We start from the raw sequence: 21,534 nt of genomic DNA on the forward strand, positions 1-21,534 counted from the left end.
GACTTACTCGGCCATCTCGACGGATTGCTGGACCGAGGGCCCGGCCAGCGGCCGCTCCTCCATCGCGATCAGGCACAGCGCAGCGGTGGTCATCAGCGCGGTGGCGGCGCCGAACACGTAGCGGAAAGCGTGCCGCATGTCGTCGGCGGGTATCGCGACGGCGCCCGCGGCGTGATGCTCGCCGGCGAGCGGGAGGTCGGTACCGAGTGCGATGAGCAGGATCGCTGCGAACGCGGCGACCGTGAACGAGGACATCAGCGAGCGGAAGAAGTTCATCGCACCGGTAATGGTGCCGACTTGCGGACGCGCGACCGAATTCTGCAACGAGACCACGCACACCGGGAAGGTCGTGCCGAGCCCAAGCGCGAACGCGGCCATCAGCAACAGCAGGCCCCAGAGCGGCAAGGTGGTGACCGTGAGCCCGAATCCGCACAGCGCAGCCCAGGACGTGCCGACGATGGCGACGCGCTTGTAGTGCTTGGCCCGCGCCATGGTGCGGCCGGCAATCGCCGCGCCGCAGGTCGAGACCGCAGCGAGCGGAATCAGGGCAAGCCCCGCCTCGCTGGCGGTGAGATGATAGACCTGCTCGTAATAGAGCGGCAGCTGCACGGTGAGGCCGGTGATCGCCCCCAACCCGCAGCCGCCGGCCGTCAGCGCGAAAGGCGCCACCGATCCTGTCAGCAACGGCAGCGGCAGAAACGGCTCGTCGGCGCGCCGGGCGTGCCACACGAATGTCATCGCGAGCGCGACGGCGGCGCCCACCATCGCAAGCACGATCGGTGATAGCCAGGCATAGCGCGTACCGCCCCAGGTCAGCACCAGCATGAAGACGACGGCGGCAGCCATCAGCAGAACCCCGCCGAGCCAGTCGACCTTGCGCTTGCGGTGGAACACCGGGATCTTGCTCATCTTGGGCAGCAGCAGAGCGAGCGCGGCGGCCGCAAGCGGCAGGTTGATCCAGAAAATCATCGACCAGTGCAGATGCTCGGCGAAGACGCCGCCGATGACCGGGCCGAGGATGCCGCCGACCATCCAGACGCTGGAGAAATAGGCTTGGTATTGCCCGCGCTCGCGCGGGCTGACGACGTCGGAGATCACGGTCTGCACTACCGGCATGATGCCGCCACCGCCGAGGCCCTGAAGCCCGCGCGCCAGGATCAGCATCGGCATGTTCGGCGCGATCGCGCACAGCACCGAGCCCGCGACGAACAGGCTGAGCGAGATGATGATCATGACGCGGCGGCCGTAGATGTCGCTCAGTGTGCCGAACACCGGCGCGACCGCAGTCGAGGCGAGCAGATAGGCGGTGATCACCCAGGAAAGATTGGAGACGTCCTGAAACTGGCGTCCGATGGTCGGCAGCGCAGTCGCCACGATGGTCTGGTCCAGCGCTGCCAGAAACATGGTCAGCATCAAGCTGATGACGATGGTGCGGACCTCGTCCCGTGACAGCGGCACCGGCGGCGCGATGGACGGCGCATCATCGACGCTCAACACTTCGCTGGGAAGGCGGGACAGCTCTTCGGCGATGTCCTCAGGCAACGTTTGGACGTCGGCAGCGCTCTGCCGTTCGAACTTGTTCATCTCGATCGGACGTCATGTGGCGGCGCAACGCCGCGAAGGAATCGTTCTATGCAGCGCAATGTAGACAGCAAAGCTTTTCCCAGGCAGGCACCGCGGCGCATGGGTGCATCCCGCCCCGGGGCCATCCCGAAGACGTGATCCGATCGCGCGGCGGATCAGTCCTTCGGGCGTCGCTTCAGGCGGGCCCGTTTCGGCAAGGTCGCCGGCCATTGCACGATGTGGTCCTCGAGCTCCTCGTCCGGGACCTCTTCCTCGCTGCCCTCCACCCGGCCGCGCACGGAGACGCCGGCTTCATGCACGGTGTTGGGATCGCCCGACACCAGCGGATGCCACCAATAGAGGTCGCGCCCCTCCGCGACGAGCTTGTAGCCGCAGCTCGGCGGCAGCCAGTTCAGGGTGCGGACATTGGCCGGGGTCAGGCGGACGCAGTCCGGAACCTTGTCGGAACGATTCGGATAGTCCTTGCAGGCGCAGCTGGCACCATCGAGCAGCTTGCAGCCGATATGGGTGAAATAGATATGCCCGGTGTCCTCGTCCTCGAGCTTGTTCAGGCAGCAGCGACCGCAGCCGTCGCACAGGCTCTCCCATTCGTCCCCAGACATCTCTTCCAACGTCTTGGTTTTCCAGAAGAATCCTTCCTGGCCGGAAGGTCGTTTGGGAGCTGCGGTCATACGCCTCAACAACAATTCGAAAGAGCTACGGCAACCCCATCTAGGGCGCGCGGCGGCAAGGGTGCAAGCGAGGCCCCTTTGAAGCCCGTAAAGAACCGGGGTCAATTGGACCTGTTGTTCAAAATCCCGAGCGTGACCATTGGTTTATAGGCCCCGCTCGGCTAGAAGAAAAAGCAAGTCCCTCGGATGCTGGCCGGGCGCCTTGGGTTTGCCGCAACATTCCCGCAAGACGTCTCGATGCCGCCCCGGCCGGGTGCTTGAACGCTTTCGAAGCAAGCCTCAAGGGTTCTAGGTGCGCCAGATCATACCACCGCATTGGAAGCAGAGGGTCCGGAATTTCTTCCTCGACCTCGATGCGCGCATCGACTCCTCGCTGTTTTCCTCGGCCAAGGGCATCCGCGAGCTCTACGAGCGCTACTCGACCTTCATGGACCGCTTCTATGTCGGGCGCTGGAAGCGCTGGGTGTTCATCGAGCCGCTGTCTGAGGCGGCAACCCTCGGGCTCGGCGGCCTGGTCGTGATGCTCACCCTCGCCATTCCCGCCTTCCGCGAGACCGCGGACGAGGACTGGCTGAAGAAGTCCGACCTCGCGGTGACGTTCCTCGACCGCTACGGCAGCCCGATCGGCAGCCGCGGCATCAAGCACAACGACTCGATCCCGCTGGAAGATTTCCCCGACGTTCTGATCAAGGCGACGCTGGCGACCGAGGACCGCCGCTTCTACGAGCATTTCGGCATCGACATCGCCGGCACCGCGCGCGCGCTCGTCACCAACGCCCAGGCCGGCGGCGTGCGCCAGGGCGGCTCCTCGATCACCCAGCAGCTCGCCAAGAACCTGTTCCTGAGCAACGAGCGCACCATCGAGCGCAAGGTCAACGAAGCCTTCCTCGCGGTCTGGCTGGAATGGCGCCTGACCAAGAACGAGATCCTCAAGCTTTATCTCGACCGCGCCTATATGGGCGGCGGCACCTTCGGCGTCGACGGCGCGGCGCATTTCTACTTCAACAAGTCGGCGCGCGACGTCACGCTGGCGGAAGCGGCGATGCTCGCCGGCCTGTTCAAGGCGCCGACGAAATACGCCCCGCACATCAACCTGCCCGCCGCCCGCGCCCGCGCCAACGTCGTGCTCGACAACCTCGTCGATGCCGGCTTCATGACCGAGGGCCAGGTGTTCGGCGCCCGCCGCAACCCGGCCTTCGCCGTCGACCGCCGCGACGAGGCATCGCCGAACTATTATCTCGACTATGCCTTCGACGAGATGCGCAAGCTGGTCGACACCTTCCCGAAGTCCTACACCGAGCGCGTCTTCGTGGTCCGCACCGCGATTGACACCAACGTGCAGAAGGCCGCCGAAGACGCGATCGAGAACCAGCTGCGCCAGTTCGGCCGCGATTATCACGCAACGCAAGCGGCGACCGTCGTCGCCGACCTCGATGGCGGCATCCGCGCCATGGTCGGCGGCCGCGACTATGGCGCCAGCCAGTTCAACCGCGCCACCGACGCCTATCGCCAGCCCGGCTCGTCGTTCAAGCCTTACGTCTACACCACGGCGCTCTTGAACGGCTTCACGCCCAACTCGATCGTGGTCGACGGCCCGGTCTGCATCGGCAATTGGTGCCCGCAGAACTATGGCCATTCCTATTCCGGCTCGGTGACGCTGACGCAGGCGATCACGCGCTCGATCAATGTCGTACCGGTGAAGCTGTCGATCGAGATCGGCCGGCGGGAGCAGCCGAAGGCGCCGAACCCGGCCAAGGTCGGCCGCGCCAAGATCGTCGAAGTCGCCCGCCGCTTCGGCATCAAGGCGCCGTTGCCCGACACGCCGTCGCTGCCGATCGGCTCGGACGAAGTCACCGTGCTCGAGCATGCCGTCGCCTACGCGACCTTCCCGAACCGCGGCAAGGCGGTGACGCCGCATACAGTGCTGGAGGTGCGTACCGGCGCCGGCGATCTCGTCTGGCGGTGGGATCGCGACGGCCCGAAGCCGAAGCAGGCGATTCCGCCGAACATCGCCGCCGACATGGCGGGCATGATGAGCCACGTCGTCAGCGAAGGCACCGCGCGACGCGCGGCGCTCGACGGCATTCCGACTGCGGGCAAGACCGGCACCACCAATGCGTATCGCGACGCCTGGTTCGTCGGCTACACCGGCAATTTCACCTGCGCGGTGTGGTACGGCAACGACGACTATTCGCCGACCAACCGCATGACCGGTGGCTCGCTGCCGGCGCAGACCTGGCACGACATCATGGTCGCCGCGCATCAGGGCGTCGAGGTCCGGGAGATCCCCGGCATCGGCATGGGTCAGAAGCTGCCGCCGCAGCCTGTGAGCAACGCGCAAGCCAATGCGGCGCCGAAGGTGCTGGAGACCAAGCCCGGCCCGCCGCCGGTACTGACCAAGCGCGGCGCCGACATCCTTGTGCGCGTCGAGAAGCTGCTTGATGATGCGGCCAAGACTGCGAACAAATCGACGGCAAATGACAGCAAGCCGGCCTCGTCGACGAGCGCGCTCGCCTTCCCGCAGAATTATGCGGAAGAGAATGCCAACGCATCCGCTCCGCGCAAGAACTGATCGAAACCCGTGCGGCTGATCCTGATCACATTGACGGCGCTTCTCCTCGCGACGGTGGTCGGCTTGGGTGCGACCTGGATGACGACGACGCGCGGCACCGAGATCGGCGCACTGACCATCGGCGCCTGGACGGCGCGGCCGCGCACCGGCACTGCCGACGTCGACCCCTATTCGCGTGCCACCATCGTTCGCAACGGCGAGCTGCCGATCGGCACCGGCGACGGCGTCGCCTTCACCGCCACCACCGACGACCAGAAGAAGGCGCTCGACGGCCGCTGTGACGTCGTCGTCTCCGGCGTGACGCCGCCGGCGCGGTTCTGGACGCTGACGCTGTACGACCGCAAGGGCCATCTCGTCGCCAACTCGCTTGCCCGCTACGGCTTCACCAGCCAGGAGATCGTGCGCTCCTCCGACGGCTCGTTCGAGATCCGCATCGCCTCGCGCTCGCGCGCCGGCAACTGGCTGCCGACCGGCGGCATCGAGCGCTACGCGCTGATGCTGCGCCTCTACGACACGCCGGTCGGCGTTGCGACGCGCACCCAGCGCGATGCGCCGATGCCGAGCATCACCACGGTGGGCTGCTCATGATCCGGCTCGCGTTCACCATCATCGCCGGCGTGGTGCTGGGCCTCGTGGTCCATCTCGTCAGCGTGCTGGCGCTGCCGCGGATCGCCACGCAGGATGCCTATTCGCGGCTGACGCCGATGACGAAGGTGAACGCCGTCACCCAGCTTCCCCTCGCCGACCCCAACAATTCGCCGATGCCGTTCATGGACCCGGCCTTTGCGCTGGCGATCTGCCGCTATGACCTCTCGGGCGGGCCGATCAAGCTCACCGTGCCGGTGAGCCAGGCCTACACCTCGGTGTCGTTCTACACCCGTAACGAGATCGCCTACTACGCCATCAACGACCGCTCGGCCGGCAAGAAGGTGATCGAGCTCGACCTGATGACGGAAGCGCAGCACAACGAGCTGCCCGAGGACGAAGAGGTCACCGCAGCCGACCGCCTGATCATCGACTCTCCCAGCACCACCGGCCTGATCCTGATGAAGGCACTCGCCCCGGAGCCCAGCCTGATGCAGCAGGCGCAAGCAACGCTTGCAGCTGCGACCTGCGCGCCGCAGACCGAGCCGCCGGCCAAGGCCGAGACGCCGCGCGGCCGCCGTTGAGCGCTGCCATATCGGCAGTGCAAGACAAAAACTGCGAAAACAACCCCATGCACAGTAGCGGGGGCATTGAAATCATTACGTTCTTCGGTCGGCGATGACGAAGCCACCGGACGGACGTGTACGCTCCCTTTGACTCGTCGGGCAAAACAGGGGCATACTGGCATCATCGAGAGTTCGTCACACCCGCGCGGAGCAATCCGTCGCGGGTGTTTTCATTTGGGAGCACGGAGCATAGTCAGCAGCAGGTCATAATGTGAAGGAGCGTTGCGATGCTCGTTAGTTCGCTCCATTTGCGCTCTGTTTCCTTCAGATTGTTTGTCGCTTCGAAGCGACTAAGTCGCTTCTAGCTACGCAGATGTCTTTCTCAGTCATCACTTGAATGGCGTAATCTTCGTGGTGGTAGACCGAACGAGAAGCGATTGAACTCGCCTTTCCGAGTAGACGCGGCAAGCCTCCCTGCTCTAACCGCATGGGGGCATGCTTCATCGTGCCAAGCCAGTCCGATCGGTATCTTTGCGGAAAGCGGACAGTGAATGTCATTGCAACTGCGGTAGAGCCAGGAGTAGCCTCAGGCCCTTGATACCGTTCTCCGACTCTAGAATGCGACACGCGACACGTCATTCTCGCGAGCTCGTGGTTGCCCTATCTTTTGACCTAAGCCTCTGTAGCAGGCGACTAACACGACTCCGCGGGTGATGAAAAACAGGATGAAAGCGATCCACAAACCTTCGTTGCCTAACGGACCTACGAGCAACCGTTGCAGAACGACAAAAACTAAGGCTCCTGCGGCTGCCCCCCAAAGCATTGGCTTAGCGGAAGTTGCCCCGATGAATATCCCGTCAAATTGATAGCTCCACACCGCTAGCACTGGCCACAAAGCGACGAGGTGGAGCTGCCGCTCAGCCGCGGCAAGCACCCCCTCGACGTTGGTAAATGCTGCCACGATCGCTCCTCCACCGATACCGTAGACAAGCGTCATGGCCATCGCGACCACAAAAGACCAGAACGCCGTTCGCGCCGACCAGAAATAAAAGAGAGCACGGTCGCCGGCCCCCGTGGCCTCGCCGATCAAGGTTTGGGTCGCGCTGCTCATCCCAACGATCGCTAGCGTGGCCACAAAGACCAGTTGGAGCAAAACGTGGTTCGCGGCCAACACCTCATCACCCAAGCGTGCGCCACAAACTGACATCATCGCAAACACGATCTGGACGCACAAAGTTCGCATAAAAAGGAAAGTGTTGACTGTCGCTTGCTCGCGGAAATGCGCCAGGTGCCAGAACCCGGCGCGCCGAACGGTGGCTGCCGAACGGGCGGGACGAATTAGCCGCACCAACCACGCAACCCCTGCCGCTGCGGCGCCCCATTCGGCAATCAAGTTACCGGTAGCCGCACCAGCAACCCCCCATCCCAGCCCGACGACAAAAGTCACAGTAAGCAAGGTATTTAGAGCATTCAGGATAAGATCGAGGCCCAATGAAATTCGCGCCCGTTGAGTACCGATCAGAAAGCCTTCAATTGACATGCTCATGAAGATTGCAGGCGCGCTCAGCATCCGAATTCCGAGATAGGTACTGGCAGCTTCGGCTGCTTCCGGCGACGGATTCCAGACACGCACGGTCAGTTCCCGAAGTACGGGAGATAGAAGAGCTACCAGGAGCCCCAATCCAGCGGCCATGACGAGGGAGCGCATTGTAACTTCGATAATCTGCCGACGCCGACCGAATCCAAAGGATTGGGCCACAAAACCAACGGTGCTCATATAGAGGAAGCTGAACAACACATAGAGGTTGATCATAAAGAACGTGCCGACTGCCAGGCCGGCCAACGGAGCTTCACTGCCAAGGTGACCGATCGCCCAGATATCGACGATTCCGACTAAAGCGCCCGATATGTTGGCCAGCATGGCAGGCCCAGCAACACGCCAGATCCTTCTATCGGCTTCCCGCTTAGGATTAGTCTGTATCAATGCAAGCCCAGCAGTCATAGTCTGCCACTTCCCCATCATCTACACGTCCCAGTTGCCGCATAGATGAGCCCTTCACACCGGCTATGGTCAAGCGCCGCAACAGTAACGAGCCCCTCCATTGGGCCCCACGCTCGGCGGCATTGTCTCGTCCTGGCTCGGGTGGCGTTGGATATTCCTGGCGAATATTCCGGCTTGCGTCTTAGTTGCCTGGGGCATCCCCCATCTTGTTGGCGAAGCAAAGGAGCCTTCACCTCGTCCGCTCGACTTCGTCGGGATGATCATCCTGACAGCTGCCCTCTTCGTGCTGATAGAGGCTCTTCTCTACGGTCGGACTGCAAGGATGACGCTCGTGGTCGGCTGTGGCATTGCACTCGTGCTATTTTTCGTCTTCGCGCTTCAACAAAGAAGGCGTGCGCAGCCCATCTTCGACCCAGTCGTCTTTTGCGTCCCGCGATGGTTGGGATTGCTGTGCTTCTCGCCGCGGTTTCGATCGGGTACTGGGCCATGCTCGTCTACCTGCCGCCGTTTCTCAGCGCGTCCCTTGGCGTGAGCGCCGACACGGGCGGCATCGTCATGTTGGCGGCAACCTTGCCAATGTTGTTCGTGCCACCGCTCGGGGCAGAATTGTACCCGCGCTCGGATGGCGATGGTATTTCACATTGGCTCTCGCGATCATGACCATCGGGAGCGCAGGTTTCGTTGCGGCGCTGACAGCCAACGGCACCCCAAATCAATGGCCAGTGATATTGGCTATGATTGTCGTCGGACTCGGCGCCGCCCTGGCACATCCTCAGTTGTCCGGTGTCGTCGTTGCCTTGGTTCCTAGTGAGCAAGCCGGCATGGCATCGGCGGTGACCATCGTCATGCGACAAGCGGGCTTTGCCGTCGGTATCGCGGCGTTTGGAGCGCTACTGAGTTCCTCGGATCGAGCTGTGGCATACTTCTGGCCCTTCGTGGGCACTGGCTTGGCGTGCGCATTGGGAACGCTGGCAGCCGTGATTTTGCTTCCACCGCGCCTTCCGGAAAGCTAGCGGAGCCGGCTTGTGGAGGTCGGCTAATGGTCTGCGATCTGCTGCGTATCATTTCCGGCGTGAGACCCTCGGCTGTCGATCAAACACATCCGAGGACGCCCTTATGTCACATGAATACGGTCTGGACCGTAGAAGCCGAAGTCGGCGTTGTTGACGAGCACATCGACCCCGTCCAACTCACGCAGGATGGCATCGACCGTCGCCGGATCACGGCCTCATTCGAAATATCCATTCGCAGAGATCTCGCTTTGCGCAGTCGATACTGTCGTGGGTGTGGATGGTGCCGATTCCTTGGCGAAAGCGGCGCGGCACCAGCTTGGAACAAGTCGCTTGCCCACGCCGTTTCCTCAACTGGAGAGGAAACACAGATGAAAACAGCAACGCTTACTTTGGCGATCTTACTGGCCTGCTCGACCGGCTATGCCTCGGCCCATAGCGCCAAACGCCATCACCACCACGGGTGGTTCAATTCGATGAACATGATGCACGGCCCCGGCCCGACCGCCGCCAGAACCGACCCGAATGGGACGGCCGGCGGGCCGACGAGCGTCAGCGGCACCGGCCCGTCAAAGTTCGGGGGGCAAATCCCCGGGGCCAGCGGCGCGGCACGACAGTAGTTTCTGCGAATTGCAGTCTCAACGTACGCTTGGGCTTGTCCCAGGCGTAGTCGTGGCAGCTCGATCAGAATGCGGTTCTCGGGGCGACGGAAGCCGAATTGCCTTGCGTCATAACCCAAGCGCGATCTCGGCCCATTTCAACATGCGGTCGCTATTGAGGAACGCCAGCACCGCCGGCTCCAGTGACGCGGGCGCGCCCTGTCCAACCAAGGCCGTCGCGGCCACCATGTCGCAGCGCTGATTGAAGGCGAGTGAGAGCGCGGCATTGCGATGTCCCTCGATGCGATAAGCCCGGCTGCGGCCGCGCATCGCACCGACGACGATCTCTCGGCCGGCAGCGATTGGCGTTGCCTTGCCGATCAGCGCCAGGTCGCCCATTTGCTCGAGGTCGCCATCGTCGGCGATGCCGGTGGCGCAATTGCAGAAGCCGAGCTTGGCGCGAACGTAGAGCTGGACCTCGCCGCCGCAATCCTCGGCCTTGCAGCGGAACGCCTTTCCTTTCCCCCAGGGATCTGCGGCGAAAGGCCAGTCGGTTTCCGTCCACACCGGGCGGACATCGCCGGACGCCGCTGTTGTGCGGGCCGGTTCGCCGGATCGCGATATCCAGAACGCAGCGGCTGCGCAGAGCAGTGCGGCGGCTGCGCTGATCGCAATAAATTTGCTTGTCAGGCGCATGGCAGCTGTCGCGGCACTTCTACTAATTCTGAGCCATGAACTTTCGCGCCGCCGCGAGGTCCTCCCGCGAGGAGTCGCCATTGCGCGCCATGTCGACGACTTTCGCGTAGTACTGGCGTGCCTTCACCGCATCACCCGCCTTCTCGGCGGCGCGAGCGGCGCCGATCGTCGCGCCGAAGCGGTTCGGCTCCTTGCGCATGGTGCTTTCGAACGCGGCCAATGCTTCTGTCGCCATGCCGCGCTCGAGCAGCATGGTTCCGTAAAGCTCGCGTGCCGGGGCAAGCGGTCCCGGCGTCACGATGGATTTTTCGGTCTTGTCTTCGGCATCGGCGGCAAGGCGCATCGCTTCCAACGCCTCCGCCTGTTTCCCTTGGGCATTGAGCTGCCAGGCCGTGGCGACCTGCCGCTGAATGTCGACGATCTCGGCCCAATAGGCGTCCTTGTCCTGCTGCAGCTTGTCGCGCAGCTCCGCCAGCTTGGCGATATCAGCCGTTGCTGCGTCTGCATTGCCGGAGCGCGCGGCGCCAAGGGCGCGGGCGAAACAGGTGATCGCATCGACATAGGCAAATCGGCTCGGCTCGACCTTCAGCGCGGCGGCGCCCTGCCAATCACCGCGCTCGACCATATAGCGCGCCTGGCTGGCCGCTATCGCGTAGGGACCGGCGCGCACGGAAGGTGCATAGCCCGTGGTCGCAACCATGTCCGCGATGACGTCGCGGGCTCGGCTGTCCTGCGCAAGCTGGAGCAGGGCGTAGACCATATAGTCGTCGGCATGCAGCTGCTCGCTGGGATCCTTGCCCTCCTTGGCAGCCTTGGCGGAACGGCTATTGGCCTCGATGGATTCGTTCCAGTAGCCGACGCGCGTGAAGATGTGCGACGGCATATGCAAAGCGTGCGGCGCCGCCGGCGCGATCTCGGAATACCGCTTGGCGGCGTCGAGGCCTTTCTCGGCAATCGCCGGATAGTCGTAGAGGTGGATCAGATAATGGGCGACGCCGGGGTGCCGTGGCTGCCGCTTGAAGATCGGCTCCAGGATGGCCGCGCCCTTGAGCTGGTTGGCATAGGTCTTGTCGTTTGGTGAGGCCGTGACATTCAGCGTGATGGCGTAGGCGATCTGCGCCTCGTCATCGTCGGGATAGCGCGCGGCGACGGCTTCGGTTGCCTTGAGATAGGCCTGCGCGCGCTGGCCAAACGTCGTCTTTTCGTCGCCCGAATAGAACGCCAGCAGCGCGTCGATATAGTCACGTTCGCGTTCGCTCTTGGCGCCGAGTGCCTTGGCCTTCTGCAGCGCCGCGAGGCCCTCGGCGAGGTTTTCCTTCGGGGCGGGAAAATGCGGGTTGTACAGCAGGCTCAGGGCAATGCCCCAATAGGCGATCGCGCAGTCGGGATCGGCCTGCAATGTCTCCTCGAAAATCTCTTTCGCGGGCCGGTACCAGAACGAGTGCTGATAGCGCATCCCGCGGTCAAAGCGGCGCTGCGCCACCTCGTTGCAGGAGGTCTGGAAGTGGACCTTGCCAAACTGCTGGTCGGTCCCGTCCTCCGCGCGTGCCGCAGGTGTGGCGGAGATCGAGCCCAGGGTCGCGATGGCGAGAAGAGAGACGGTTCTCAAGGCGAGCGCGCGCATGGGCCCCTCCGTTTCTGTTCAGAATAATTTGGTCGGATGGCGCCGACAAAGGCCGAAGCGCCGAAGTTCGTCGTGCTGAAATGGGCGATGACAATTGCGTGTTGGAAGGATTTGCTCATTCGCGATGCGAGTCAATAGGAGCGTTAGGGAAGCACGCCTGTCAGGCTCCATCCGCCCGTGTGCGAAATCGTATCCTGACCGGCATTGGCCGAAACGCAGCCGTGCGGCACAGCGCGTCGTCGGGACTCATTCAAGCTCGGGCGCGCGGAACTGCGGCGCCTCCCTGCATTTCCCGCGGTCTGGGTGGCTCCGATGGCAGGAGCTGTCAGGCGACAGATGGACGCAATCGCAAATCACTCGCCGCGTTGCAGTCGCAAATGTCGTGAGCTATCGATTTGAAAAACCGATCTTGAATCGGAGGTACGCATGAGCACCATCACCGGCGGCTGTCACTGCGGCGCAATCCGTTATGAGGTCCAGGGCGACGCGATGGTCCACGCGCTGTGCCACTGCCGCGATTGCCGGCTCCACGCCGGCGCCCCAGTCGTCGGCTGGACGATGTACGCGGAGGATGCCGTCAAGGTGACGAAGGGCGAGCCGAAGGTGTACCGGTCTTCGGAACATGTCCGGCGGCACTTTTGCGCCGACTGCGGAACCGGCCTGTTCTATTTCAACGCCAGCATGCCTGGTATCGTCGACATCCAGAGCGCGACTTACGATGATCCCGAGGCCGTGCCTGTGACGATGCAGATCCAGGTCGCCGAGCGGCTGCGCTGGATGAAGCGGGCGCACGAACTGCCGGCATTCGACCGCTTTCCTCCGCAACCGTAGCGGCCGAAGATGACGCCGGCTCTTTTGCGGTCTTCCCGGGATTGGCAAGGCTCGTGGCGCCGCGCAGGGTTCTGAGCCGATCGGCTGCGAACCGATAAAGCGCATGAATGGCCGGACCGGATCTCCGGTTGACGCGGCGCCCATAGTTCCGTAACTCCAGATATATGGAAATAGAGAAAGCTGTCCTGGCACTCGCCGCGCTGTCCCAACCCACCCGTCTGGAGGCGTTCCGGACGCTGGTCAGACACGAGCCTGAAGGTCTTGCGGCCGGCGACCTCGCGCGCCTGCTGGAAGTCCCGCAAAACACGCTGTCGGCGCATTTGTCGATACTGAGCCGCGCCCGCCTCGTGTCTTCGGAGCGGCACAGCCGCTCGATCATCTATCGCGCCAGTCTCGGCGAATTTCGTGATGTTGCCGTCTTCCTGCTGCGCGATTGCTGCGGCGGCCGGCCGGAAGTTTGCGAGCCTGTCGTCGAGACCCTGCAATCGTGCTGCTCACCGAAACCCAGAGGGCGAGCCCGCTGATGGACAATTTCGCTCTCTCGCGGCGCCTCGCCGCCGAAGCGCTCGGCACGGGCATTCTCGTCGCCACCGTGGTCGGCTCCGGCATCATGGCGGAAACGCTGACCAAGGACGTCGCCCTTGCCCTGCTCTGCAATAGCTTGCCGACCGGCGCCATTCTGGTTGTCCTGATCACGGTGCTCGGCCCGGTCTCAGGCGCACACTTCAATCCCGCCGTGACACTGGTCTTCACCGGCAAGCGCGAGCTGCCGGCGAACGAGGCTGCGCTCTATGTCATCGCGCAAATCGCCGGCGGCATCGCGGGGACGGTGGCGGCGCATCTGATGTTCGCCCTGCCCCTGCTCGACCTCTCGACGAAAATTCGAACCGGAAGGCCGCAATGGTTCGCCGAAGCGGTGGCCGCCTTCGGGCTGGTTGCGACGATCCTGGCCGGCATCCGGTTTCAGCGGACGGCAGTGCCTTGGCTGGTGGGCCTCTATATCACCGCGGCCTATTGGTTCACGGCCTCCACCTCGTTCGCCAATCCGGCCGTGGCCATTGCGAGGTCGCTGACAAACACGTTCTCCGGCATCCGTCCCGCCGACCTGCCCGGCTTCATCCTTGCCGAGCTGTGCGGCGCCTTCGCCGGCATGCTGCTGATGAACTGGCTGCTCGGACGCTCACGCGCGTCCGCCTCAGTCGCAATCACGGAGACAACCCGATGACCGTCACCATTTATCACAACCACGCCTGCGGCACCTCGCGCAACACGCTGGCGATGATCCGGCAGAGCGGCACCGAGCCCGTCGTCGTCGAATATCTCAAGACGCCGCCGTCGCGGGACAAGCTCAAGGAGCTGATCGCGACAATGGGCATTCCGGTCCGCGCGCTGCTGCGTGAGAAAGGGACACCCTATAAGGAGCTCGGCCTGGATGACCCAAAATGGACGGACGACCAACTGCTCGATTTCATGGTCGCCCATCCCATTCTCATCAACCGTCCGATCGTGGTGACGCCGAAGGGCACGCGCTTGTGCCGGCCGTCGGAAGCCGTGATCGATCTCCTGGACAATCCTGTCGGCCGCTTCGTCAAGGAAGACGGCGAAGTGGTCGAACCGCGCGGACGAAACTAAGCGACTTTCGGGACAGGCAGGTCGACCACCCCGGCACCACCGACTTGATGCGAATGTTTCGGAATTGCACCTTCGAACCATCATGATGGTCAAATGGATGCGCGCTCCGCTCTGATCCAACGAATGGATCCTTGAACTTGTCCGCACCACAGCGAGCGCCTGCGATTGTGCGGGACGGCTATCGACTCACTGCCGCTCACGATCGTCAGGATGAGTCCGCCAATCTCGACCCACTGTTTGATGATCCTGCCCGGACGGCTCAGCTCGCCCCATGTGCTCGGCTTCGTTGCCACCTTGCGCTTTCCAGTCACGGCCAATCTGGACGTCTTCGGCATCTCTCTTGTCCTGCCCCCGGGTCTGCTCGGCCTGCCGTGGCGTTTGATCCGGCAGCACCGGAGCGGCGGCCGGACCTGGCTGAGCCGGGGCCTTCTCCAATTCGGCGGCAAGCGAAGGACCAACAGTACAGGACAGCAGAACTGCCGTTGTCATTGCAAGAACGCGCATGGTTTCCTCCTCGGTTCGACGAAAGGGTCAGACCAGCACCCGAGTTCAGAAGCGATCGCAACCCCTGGCGCTGCACGGGACAACGCTCGAATAAGGCGCCTTGCTCCACGCCCATGCACTGAATTGATGCTCTGAATGACTTCGACTCCGTAAAGCACGCGCCTCGCTCGACGAGCATCATCGTCTGCAGCTCCCCTCCCTCGTAGCTCCCTCCCCTGAGCTCAACTCTTGGTGCTGGCCGTCTTGTCCAGCGCCGCACGCACGCCGCTCGCGAGCTTGATCGCATCGTCGTTGGCCCAGAAATGCATGAAGAACAGGCGCGGCTGCTCGTCCAGCATGTGGCTGTGCAACGCCGTCACGGCGATGCCATGCGATCGCAGCGCCTTGATCACCGGGTTGACCTCGTCGCCGGTCAGCACGAAGTCGCCGGTGATGGCCGCCTTGCCCGCGCCGGTCGGCTGGAAGTTGATGGCGGTCGCAACCCCCAGCGGCCCGACCGGGCTCAGCTGCATTCCCTGCTCGGTGACGGGATCACGGCGGGGCACGTTGAACTGGTAGACGCCGCCATTGGCCTGTCCCTTGACGCCGATGATCTGGTCGAGCTGCGCGGTGTCGAGATCGACGGCAGACGGCGGGGCCGCGGGAGCCGGCACGGAGAGCGGCGTCTTGCTTTCGGCGAGCGCCTCCTTGAGAGCCGTCGCGATCCTGACGGAATCGCCGTGTCCGGCCACGTGCATGTAGAACGTCGCAGGGCTCGCGCCGAGCAGATGGTTGTGCACGGCCGTGATCTCCAGCCCGTTCGCGATCATCTTCGTCATGACCGGGCTGATCTCGGATTCGAGCAGCACCAGATCGCCCATCGCCATGACGCCTCCATGGGCCGGCTTGAACGCGACCCAGCCGCCGAGCGCCAGCGCCGGCTTGATGGTCACGCCATCGAGCGTCACCGTGAGGTCGGTGCGGGGAAAACCGTAGCGATGCACATCGCCGGTGACGGCCGGCTTACGGCCGAGCGCGTCATCGACTTTCTGCCAGTCGACATCCTGTGCATGAGCGGTCGCGATGAAGCAGGCGCCGATGGCCATCAGCGCCGAGATTGTCTTGCGCATTGATCTCTTCCCTTGAGCTTGAATTCGGTTTCCGGAGCCGTCTCAGTTCCGCTCCTTGATCTGGCCGCTACTGTCGACGACGAGCCGCACCTGCTTGCCGTTCTTGATCGCCTTGGCGGTCGTTCCCTCGGCGGTCGACTTGATGTCGCTGACCTCGGTGTAGCCAGCCGCCTTGATCCTGGCGATGAGTTCGTCCTGGGTCAGCGCGCGTGCGGCCGAAGCGCCGCCCGTCAGCGCCAGAATGAGGAAAGCGTGGAGGATTGTCCGTGTGCGCATGGTCGTTCTCCTGTGTCCCCGCCCCAGGTGAAGTCCGTTTCGCAAGGTTACGCATCGAGAAGTCCGGCGCGCCGCGCCGGACTGACGAGCCGAAATGATGTGTTGGATGATATCGGGGTGTCGGATGACATGCGGCGTCCCTGGTGAAGATCAGGACGCGATTCTTGGGCATGTCGCCTCACGGGGAGATCGCACATCCCCGACAGGCCGAGTAGAAGACCGGCTGGCCGAGCTGTCAACTCACCCCTCCCCCGGGAATCCTCACAAAGAATTTCATGCTTCGTTTGGAACCACACCAGTCTTGAAACCGGAAGACCATGTCGATGCGGCCGGCGCCGACAGCTACGTGCTGTGCGAGATCAACGCGAGCTCGTGCTTTGCGATTCCCGAGGAGGCACCGGCGCAATCGCGCGGACGGTGAGGCGACGCATGCTCCGGACGACAGCGTGCGTTCGGGCGCATAGCGGAGCGGCGGGCATGCTTTCGCAGATCAGATCTTCGGGAGCTTCGCCCGCTCCACCACGCCGGTCCATTTGACGATCTCGGTCTCGATCAGCGCCTTCATCTCCGCCGGCGAGCTGCCACGGACCTCGCCGCCGACAGCCGTCTCGAGACGCTGCTTGATCTCGGGGTCCCTGAGCACCTCGAGCGTCGCGGCATTGAGCGTCGCCATGATCGCAGGCGGCGTGCCCTTCGGAGCCAGGAGCCCTGCCCATGTGCGCACGTCGTAGCCCTTGATGCCGGCTTCCTGAACCGTGGGGACATCGGGCAGCAGGGCGGTGCGCGTCGGCGAGGTCACCGCGAGGCCGCGGATCGCACCACTCTGGATCTGCGGCGCCAGCAGGACGGGCGTGCCGACGATGATGGGCACTTCGCCGCCGAGCAGCGCGGTGATGGATTGCGAATCGCCGCGATACGGCACGTGCACGATCTCGACGCCGGCCGCCGCGTTCAGCAGCTCCCCGGCGAGATGATGCGTGCTGCCGAAGCCGACCGATCCGAAGCTGAGTGCACCCGGCTTCTCCTTCGCGATGGTGATGAGATCGCCGAGCGATTTTGCGGGGTAGTCGTTGCGCACGGCGATGACCAGCGCGTAATAGACCAGCGTCGAGATCATCTCGAAACTCTCGGCGGGCTGGTAGGCGAGGCTCTTGTAGGTCGCCGCGGAAATCGCATGCGCCCCGGTGACGAGACCGATCGTGTAACCGTCGGGCGCGGCCTTTGCGATCGCATCCGCCGCGATGTTGCCGCCCGCGCCGGGCTTCGCCTCGACGATGATCGGCTGCCCGAGCTTCTTCGAGAGCCCGTCGGCGATGATGCGCGACAGCGCATCGGCCGCACCGCCCGCGGCAAATCCGTGCACCAGGCGGATCGGGCGCGATGGATAGTTATCCGCCGCCGCAAGAGTGGTTGCAAGGCAACCACTCAGCAGAAAAATGGCCGCAGCAAGTCGCTTCATCCCACGCATGGATGCTTCTCCCCTTGATTGTTATGTCTTTGGCCGCAGCGCGTGCGGCGATCTCTCGTTCGAACTCAAATTCGTTAAAGTGTGAGCATGATCTATTCGGAAAACCGCTTCACACTTTTCCGGATCATGTCTAGCGCGCGAACTCCGTACATTCCGGCGAAGGCGCCATGCCCCAGACGTCGCGCGGCAGGCCGACCCAGACTTTTGGCCGCTGCGGACGATCGCGGTGCCACGGGCGCGGCTCGAAATAGCCGAGCGCCTCGTCGGTCATGCGGTCGAGATCGCAGAACAGTTCGACCAGATGGCCGTCGGGATTGCGGTGGTAGATCGCGGTGTTGTGGCCGGGGCCGTGACGAACCGGGCCCCAGAGCACGGGCAGCTTGTGCCGCGCGAGATGATCGCAGGCGCGATGCATGTGGTCCGGGCCCCGCAGCTCGAAGGCGAAATGATGCAGGTTGCGCACGGGCGCGCGAGCGAAGTTGAGCGTGTGGTGCTCGAAGCCGCTGCGCATGAAGACGAAGCGGTCCTCGATCCAGTCTGAGACCCGCAGGCCCATCACGTTCGCATAAAACTCCGAAGCGGCTTGCGGATCGGGCGTGCGCAGCGCGACATGGCCGAGCTTGGCGACGGCGAGCCCGCCGATCCGCTCCTGCGCGGGCGTCGGCGTCCAGCCCTGGATCAATTCGAAGCGCGTTCCCTCGGGGTCGCTGAAGGACAGCAGCCGGGACACGCCAGGCAGGGGATCGCTGTGAAGCTCGGGCCGCAAGCCGGCCTGCTTCAGCGCTGCGCCCAGCGCCTCGATCTGGACATCGGGGGATATCTCGAAGGCGATGCTCTGCAGCGCGGCGTCCCCTCGCTCGATCACCAGCGAGAGCTGCTCGGACTCGTTGGCGAGGAATAGGCGGCCACCATCACGGGCGACGAGGCCGAGACCGATCACGACGCGGTAATAGTCGAGCAGCCGCTCCGGATCGGGCGAGGTGAAGGTCGCGTGCCGCAACCGGGTAAAGCGTGCAATGGGCGCTTGTGTCATCGTCCACCCCCTCATGGCGTCATGATGATCTTGCCGAGCGCGGAGCCCTGCTCCAGCAGCGCATGCGCCTTCCTGACCTCGTCGAGCTTCAGCACCGCCGAGATCGCCGGCTTGATCGCATTGCGGCTCAGCGCCTCGATCACGCTGCGCATCAGGGCGCGGCGGCCGTCGCGATCATGGTCGTAGATGTGGAAGGAGAAGCAGCGCACGGCCGGACAGATGTCGAGATGGTTGCGCATCGCCGCCATCAGATTCTCTTCCGGCAATCCGGCGAAGGCATTGTACGACAGCAGCGTGCCCCATTTGCCGAGCGCGCCGAGATAGGCGGTGAACTCCGGCCCACAGACATGATCGAGCACGAGGCCGACGCCCTCGCCTTTCGTCAATTCGCGCGTCCGCGCCACCACATCCTCGCTGCGGTAGAAGACGATGTGATCGGCGCCGTTCGCCTTCGCGAACGCGGCCTTCTCCTCGGTCGAGACCGTACCGATCACGGTCATCTCCGCGAGCTTTGCCAGTTGCACCAGCGCGGTGCCGACGCCGCCGGCAGCCCCGATCACCAGCACGCTTTTGGGAGCGCGCGGATGGCGGCACTCGTGCAGCAGCGCGTAGGCGACCTGGTAGTTCGACAGGCACACGGCGGCTTGCAGATCGACATGGTCGGGCAGCGGGTGGATGGCATCTGCGGGTGCGACCACATAATCGGCGTAGCAGCCGCCGCGCTGAGACAGATCGCGGGCGCTCAGCAGTACCTTCTGGCCGATTGCAAAGCCCTCGACATCGGGCCCGAGGGCAGAAATGCGGCCGGCGACGTCGTTGCCGGGATTGGCCGGCAATGGCGGCATCCATTTGTAGACGCCGCGCCGGATCAGCGCGTCGGGCTGCCCGACCCCGAACGCCTCGGCCCGGATCTGCACCTGGCCTGCGCCCGGCACGGGCACTGGAAGCTCGACCACCTCAAGTGCATCCGGCCCGCCCGGCTGACGCACCAGCACTGCCCTCATTTGTTTATGCTCCCCAGATCATATTTTCGAAAATCATACCGTTTACGAAAATTATTGCAAGATGGTCGTTGCCGCGGCATCTTGAGCCATCGATTCATTGGCAGGCCCATGCCCGACAGCGCCATTCGCCCCCGCAAGGAATTCGGCAAGACCATCGCCGCCGACATCACCCATCGGCTGCGCGAGGAGATCATCGCCTGCGGCCTCGCGCCGGGCGAGCCGCTGCGCTTCGACGTGCTGCGCGAACGCTTTGGCGCGAGCTTTACGACGCTGCGTGAGGCGCTGACGGCGCTGGCCGCCGAAGGCCTGGTTGACGCCCAGGAGCAGCGCGGTTTCCGCGTCGCGCCGGTCAGCCGCCAGGATCTGGTGGAGGTCACCGATGCCCGCGTCCTGATCGAGGTGGAATTGATCCGCCGCTCGATCGAGCGCGGCGACGATGACTGGGAAATCGCTGTCATCTCGACGCTGCATCGCCTGAAGCGGATCGAGCAGCGCGATCCCGAACATCCCTTGCGCGATCCCGAATGGAAGATCGCCCATCGCCAGTTCCATCAGGCGCTGGTCTCCGCCTGCGGCTCGGCGACGCTGCTCGCCATTCGCGCCGAGCTGTTCGATCGCGCCGAGCGCTACCGGCACCTCTCGGCCAATTTCCGGCCTCGCCCCCGCGACAAGGCCGGCGAGCACCAGGCCATCATGCAGGCCGCGATCTCGCGCAATGCCGATCTCGCCGTGCAATTGATCGAGGCGCATATCCGCTCGACCTCCGACAACGTCGCGACGTACGCCGGCCATCTGCTCGACGCCGAATAGGGGCGGGTAGCATTTTCGCGCTGCGGGCTTGCGTCGCGGATAATTTTCGAAAATAATGCGTCTCATCGAAAATCAAAACGTTGGGACGGAACCATGAAGCTGCTGTCGTTCTTGGACGGAAATCGGGAAAGCTGGGGCGCCGTTGTCGAAAATGGCGTGGTGGATCTCAGCCGCGCCCTGCCCCAGTACCCCACGCTCGCCGACTTCCTTGGCAGCGACGACTACGCGCGCCGTGAGGCCATCGTCGCCGGGCACAAGCCGACCTTCGCGCTCGGCGATATCAAATACCTGCCGGTGATCCCGCGGCCGGAGAAGATCGTCTGCGCGGTGCGCAACTATCTCGACCACCACAACGAGGCGGTGGCGTTCGGCATGAAGCGCGAGATCACCGAGTTTCCGCCGATCTTCCTGCGGGTCTGGCGCTCGCAGGTCGCGCACAACGCGCCGGTGATCCGGCCCAAGGTCTCCGACAATTTCGACTGGGAGGGCGAGCTCGCCGTCGTCATCGGCAAGGGTGGCCGCCACATCAGCCAGGCCGACGCCTGGAATCACGTCGCGGGCTACTCGATCTACAACGACGTCAGCGTGCGCGACTGGCAGCGCCACGCGCAGCAGATCGCCTCGGGCAAGAACTTCGTCGGCACCGGCCCGTTCGGGCCCTGGCTGGTCACACCTGACGAGATCGGCGATCCCACCAAGCTGAAGCTGGAGACCCGCGTCAACGGCGCGACCGTGCAGTCCTCCGACACCTCGATGCTGATCTTCTCGATCCCGCGGCTGATCGAATATTGCTCGACCATCTTCGACCTCGTGCCCGGCGACGTCATCGCCACCGGCACGCCCGCCGGCGTCGGCTTCACCCGCAAACCGCCGATCTTCCTCAAGCCCGGCGACGTGGTCGAGGTCGAGATCGAGAACATCGGCGTGCTCCGCAATCCCGTCGTGGACGAGGCATAAG

The 21,534-nt window shown here is 63.9% G+C and carries 23 protein-coding genes; 12 read left to right on the top strand and 11 right to left on the bottom strand.

What is annotated here, in order from left to right:
- Positions 1-3: 3 nt before the first annotated feature.
- A complete protein-coding gene (locus tag BRAD3257_RS25340; protein WP_122404117.1) occupies positions 4-1,584 on the bottom strand; it encodes an MDR family MFS transporter in 1,581 nt (526 codons plus the stop codon).
- Positions 1,585-1,739: 155 nt separating this feature from the next.
- On the bottom strand, positions 1,740-2,255 hold the full coding sequence (locus BRAD3257_RS25345) for a YcgN family cysteine cluster protein (RefSeq protein WP_122404118.1): 516 nt from the start codon (positions 2,253-2,255) through the stop codon (positions 1,740-1,742).
- 292 nt (positions 2,256-2,547) lie between these two features.
- Between BRAD3257_RS25345 and BRAD3257_RS25350 the strand changes: the two genes are divergently transcribed.
- From BRAD3257_RS25350 to BRAD3257_RS25360, 3 genes are read left to right on the top strand one after another with little or no spacing between them, the layout of a single operon-like run.
- Positions 2,548-4,827, top strand: a complete 2,280-nt coding sequence (locus BRAD3257_RS25350; RefSeq protein ID WP_122404119.1) for a transglycosylase domain-containing protein — start codon at positions 2,548-2,550, stop codon at positions 4,825-4,827.
- A 9-nt stretch (positions 4,828-4,836) separates the two neighbouring features.
- Entirely contained in the window at positions 4,837-5,415 is a 579-nt protein-coding gene (locus BRAD3257_RS25355; protein WP_122404120.1) for a DUF1214 domain-containing protein, read from the top strand.
- Positions 5,412-5,996: a DUF1254 domain-containing protein gene (locus tag BRAD3257_RS25360; protein ID WP_122404121.1), complete on the top strand. Its 585-nt coding sequence runs from the start codon at positions 5,412-5,414 to the stop codon at positions 5,994-5,996. Before BRAD3257_RS25355 ends, BRAD3257_RS25360 begins: the two co-directional genes overlap by 4 nt.
- Positions 5,997-6,591: 595 nt before the next feature.
- Here the strand turns inward: BRAD3257_RS25360 and BRAD3257_RS25365 are convergent.
- Complete coding sequence (locus BRAD3257_RS25365) at positions 6,592-7,899, bottom strand: MATE family efflux transporter (RefSeq protein ID WP_160118840.1); 1,308 nt, start codon at positions 7,897-7,899, stop codon at positions 6,592-6,594.
- A 567-nt stretch (positions 7,900-8,466) separates the two neighbouring features.
- On the opposite strand from BRAD3257_RS25365, the gene BRAD3257_RS39785 reads away from it, so the two are divergent.
- From BRAD3257_RS39785 to BRAD3257_RS25380, 3 genes are all read left to right on the top strand, one after another.
- Complete coding sequence (locus tag BRAD3257_RS39785; protein WP_160118841.1) at positions 8,467-8,640, top strand: hypothetical protein; 174 nt, start codon at positions 8,467-8,469, stop codon at positions 8,638-8,640.
- Positions 8,637-8,993, top strand: coding sequence for an MFS transporter (locus BRAD3257_RS25375; protein WP_122404124.1), 357 nt, complete (start codon positions 8,637-8,639; stop codon positions 8,991-8,993). The genes BRAD3257_RS39785 and BRAD3257_RS25375 overlap by 4 nt, the downstream gene beginning before the upstream one ends.
- A gap of 110 nt (positions 8,994-9,103) precedes the next feature.
- Complete coding sequence (locus BRAD3257_RS25380; protein ID WP_122404125.1) at positions 9,104-9,610, top strand: hypothetical protein; 507 nt, start codon at positions 9,104-9,106, stop codon at positions 9,608-9,610.
- A 108-nt stretch (positions 9,611-9,718) separates the two neighbouring features.
- Here BRAD3257_RS25380 and BRAD3257_RS25385 read toward each other — a convergent pair whose 3' ends face one another.
- Both BRAD3257_RS25385 and BRAD3257_RS25390 read right to left on the bottom strand, forming a co-directional pair.
- Positions 9,719-10,285 carry a hypothetical protein gene (locus BRAD3257_RS25385; protein ID WP_122404126.1) on the bottom strand — a complete coding sequence of 189 codons (567 nt, stop codon included), beginning with the start codon at positions 10,283-10,285 and terminating at the stop codon, positions 9,719-9,721.
- A gap of 22 nt (positions 10,286-10,307) precedes the next feature.
- Positions 10,308-11,909: a tetratricopeptide repeat protein gene (locus BRAD3257_RS25390; protein WP_122404127.1), complete on the bottom strand. Its 1,602-nt coding sequence runs from the start codon at positions 11,907-11,909 to the stop codon at positions 10,308-10,310.
- A 426-nt stretch (positions 11,910-12,335) separates the two neighbouring features.
- Between BRAD3257_RS25390 and BRAD3257_RS25395 the strand changes: the two genes are divergently transcribed.
- The 4 genes from BRAD3257_RS25395 (at position 12,336) to arsC (ending at position 14,372) form a co-directional block, all read left to right on the top strand.
- The gene (locus tag BRAD3257_RS25395) at positions 12,336-12,740 is read left to right on the top strand and encodes a GFA family protein (RefSeq protein ID WP_122404128.1); all 405 of its coding nucleotides are present in this window, start codon (positions 12,336-12,338) and stop codon (positions 12,738-12,740) included.
- 164 nt (positions 12,741-12,904) lie between these two features.
- The gene (locus tag BRAD3257_RS25400) at positions 12,905-13,264 is read left to right on the top strand and encodes an ArsR/SmtB family transcription factor (RefSeq protein WP_122404129.1); all 360 of its coding nucleotides are present in this window, start codon (positions 12,905-12,907) and stop codon (positions 13,262-13,264) included.
- On the top strand, positions 13,264-13,965 hold the full coding sequence (locus BRAD3257_RS25405; protein WP_122404130.1) for an aquaporin: 702 nt from the start codon (positions 13,264-13,266) through the stop codon (positions 13,963-13,965). The genes BRAD3257_RS25400 and BRAD3257_RS25405 overlap by 1 nt, the downstream gene beginning before the upstream one ends.
- Positions 13,962-14,372, top strand: coding sequence for an arsenate reductase (glutaredoxin) (gene arsC, locus BRAD3257_RS25410; RefSeq protein ID WP_122404131.1), 411 nt, complete (start codon positions 13,962-13,964; stop codon positions 14,370-14,372). The genes BRAD3257_RS25405 and arsC overlap by 4 nt, the downstream gene beginning before the upstream one ends.
- A gap of 186 nt (positions 14,373-14,558) precedes the next feature.
- On the opposite strand, the gene BRAD3257_RS40540 is transcribed toward arsC, so the two are convergent.
- The 6 genes from BRAD3257_RS40540 to BRAD3257_RS25445 form a co-directional block, all read right to left on the bottom strand.
- Positions 14,559-14,876 (bottom strand): hypothetical protein, encoded by a 318-nt coding sequence (locus tag BRAD3257_RS40540; protein WP_181956122.1) that lies wholly within the window; start codon positions 14,874-14,876, stop codon positions 14,559-14,561.
- A gap of 221 nt (positions 14,877-15,097) precedes the next feature.
- Positions 15,098-15,985 (bottom strand): DUF1259 domain-containing protein, encoded by an 888-nt coding sequence (locus BRAD3257_RS25420; protein WP_122404132.1) that lies wholly within the window; start codon positions 15,983-15,985, stop codon positions 15,098-15,100.
- Between the two features lie 42 nt (positions 15,986-16,027).
- Positions 16,028-16,261 (bottom strand): hypothetical protein, encoded by a 234-nt coding sequence (locus BRAD3257_RS25425; protein WP_122404133.1) that lies wholly within the window; start codon positions 16,259-16,261, stop codon positions 16,028-16,030.
- A 490-nt stretch (positions 16,262-16,751) separates the two neighbouring features.
- Positions 16,752-17,729 (bottom strand): tripartite tricarboxylate transporter substrate binding protein, encoded by a 978-nt coding sequence (locus BRAD3257_RS25435; protein WP_122404134.1) that lies wholly within the window; start codon positions 17,727-17,729, stop codon positions 16,752-16,754.
- Positions 17,730-17,859: 130 nt separating this feature from the next.
- A complete protein-coding gene (locus BRAD3257_RS25440) occupies positions 17,860-18,762 on the bottom strand; it encodes a VOC family protein (RefSeq protein ID WP_122404135.1) in 903 nt (300 codons plus the stop codon).
- 11 nt (positions 18,763-18,773) lie between these two features.
- On the bottom strand, positions 18,774-19,766 hold the full coding sequence (locus tag BRAD3257_RS25445; RefSeq protein ID WP_122404136.1) for a zinc-dependent alcohol dehydrogenase family protein: 993 nt from the start codon (positions 19,764-19,766) through the stop codon (positions 18,774-18,776).
- A 108-nt stretch (positions 19,767-19,874) separates the two neighbouring features.
- On the opposite strand from BRAD3257_RS25445, the gene BRAD3257_RS25450 reads away from it, so the two are divergent.
- On the top strand, positions 19,875-20,576 hold the full coding sequence (locus tag BRAD3257_RS25450) for an FCD domain-containing protein (RefSeq protein WP_063690882.1): 702 nt from the start codon (positions 19,875-19,877) through the stop codon (positions 20,574-20,576).
- Positions 20,577-20,669: 93 nt separating this feature from the next.
- Entirely contained in the window at positions 20,670-21,533 is an 864-nt protein-coding gene (locus BRAD3257_RS25455) for a fumarylacetoacetate hydrolase family protein (protein WP_122404137.1), read from the top strand.
- The last annotated feature ends 1 nt before the right edge of the window (position 21,534 follow it).

The organism is Bradyrhizobium vignae, from assembly GCF_900324035.1.
GTDB classification, from domain to species: Bacteria; Pseudomonadota; Alphaproteobacteria; order Rhizobiales; family Xanthobacteraceae; genus Bradyrhizobium; species Bradyrhizobium vignae.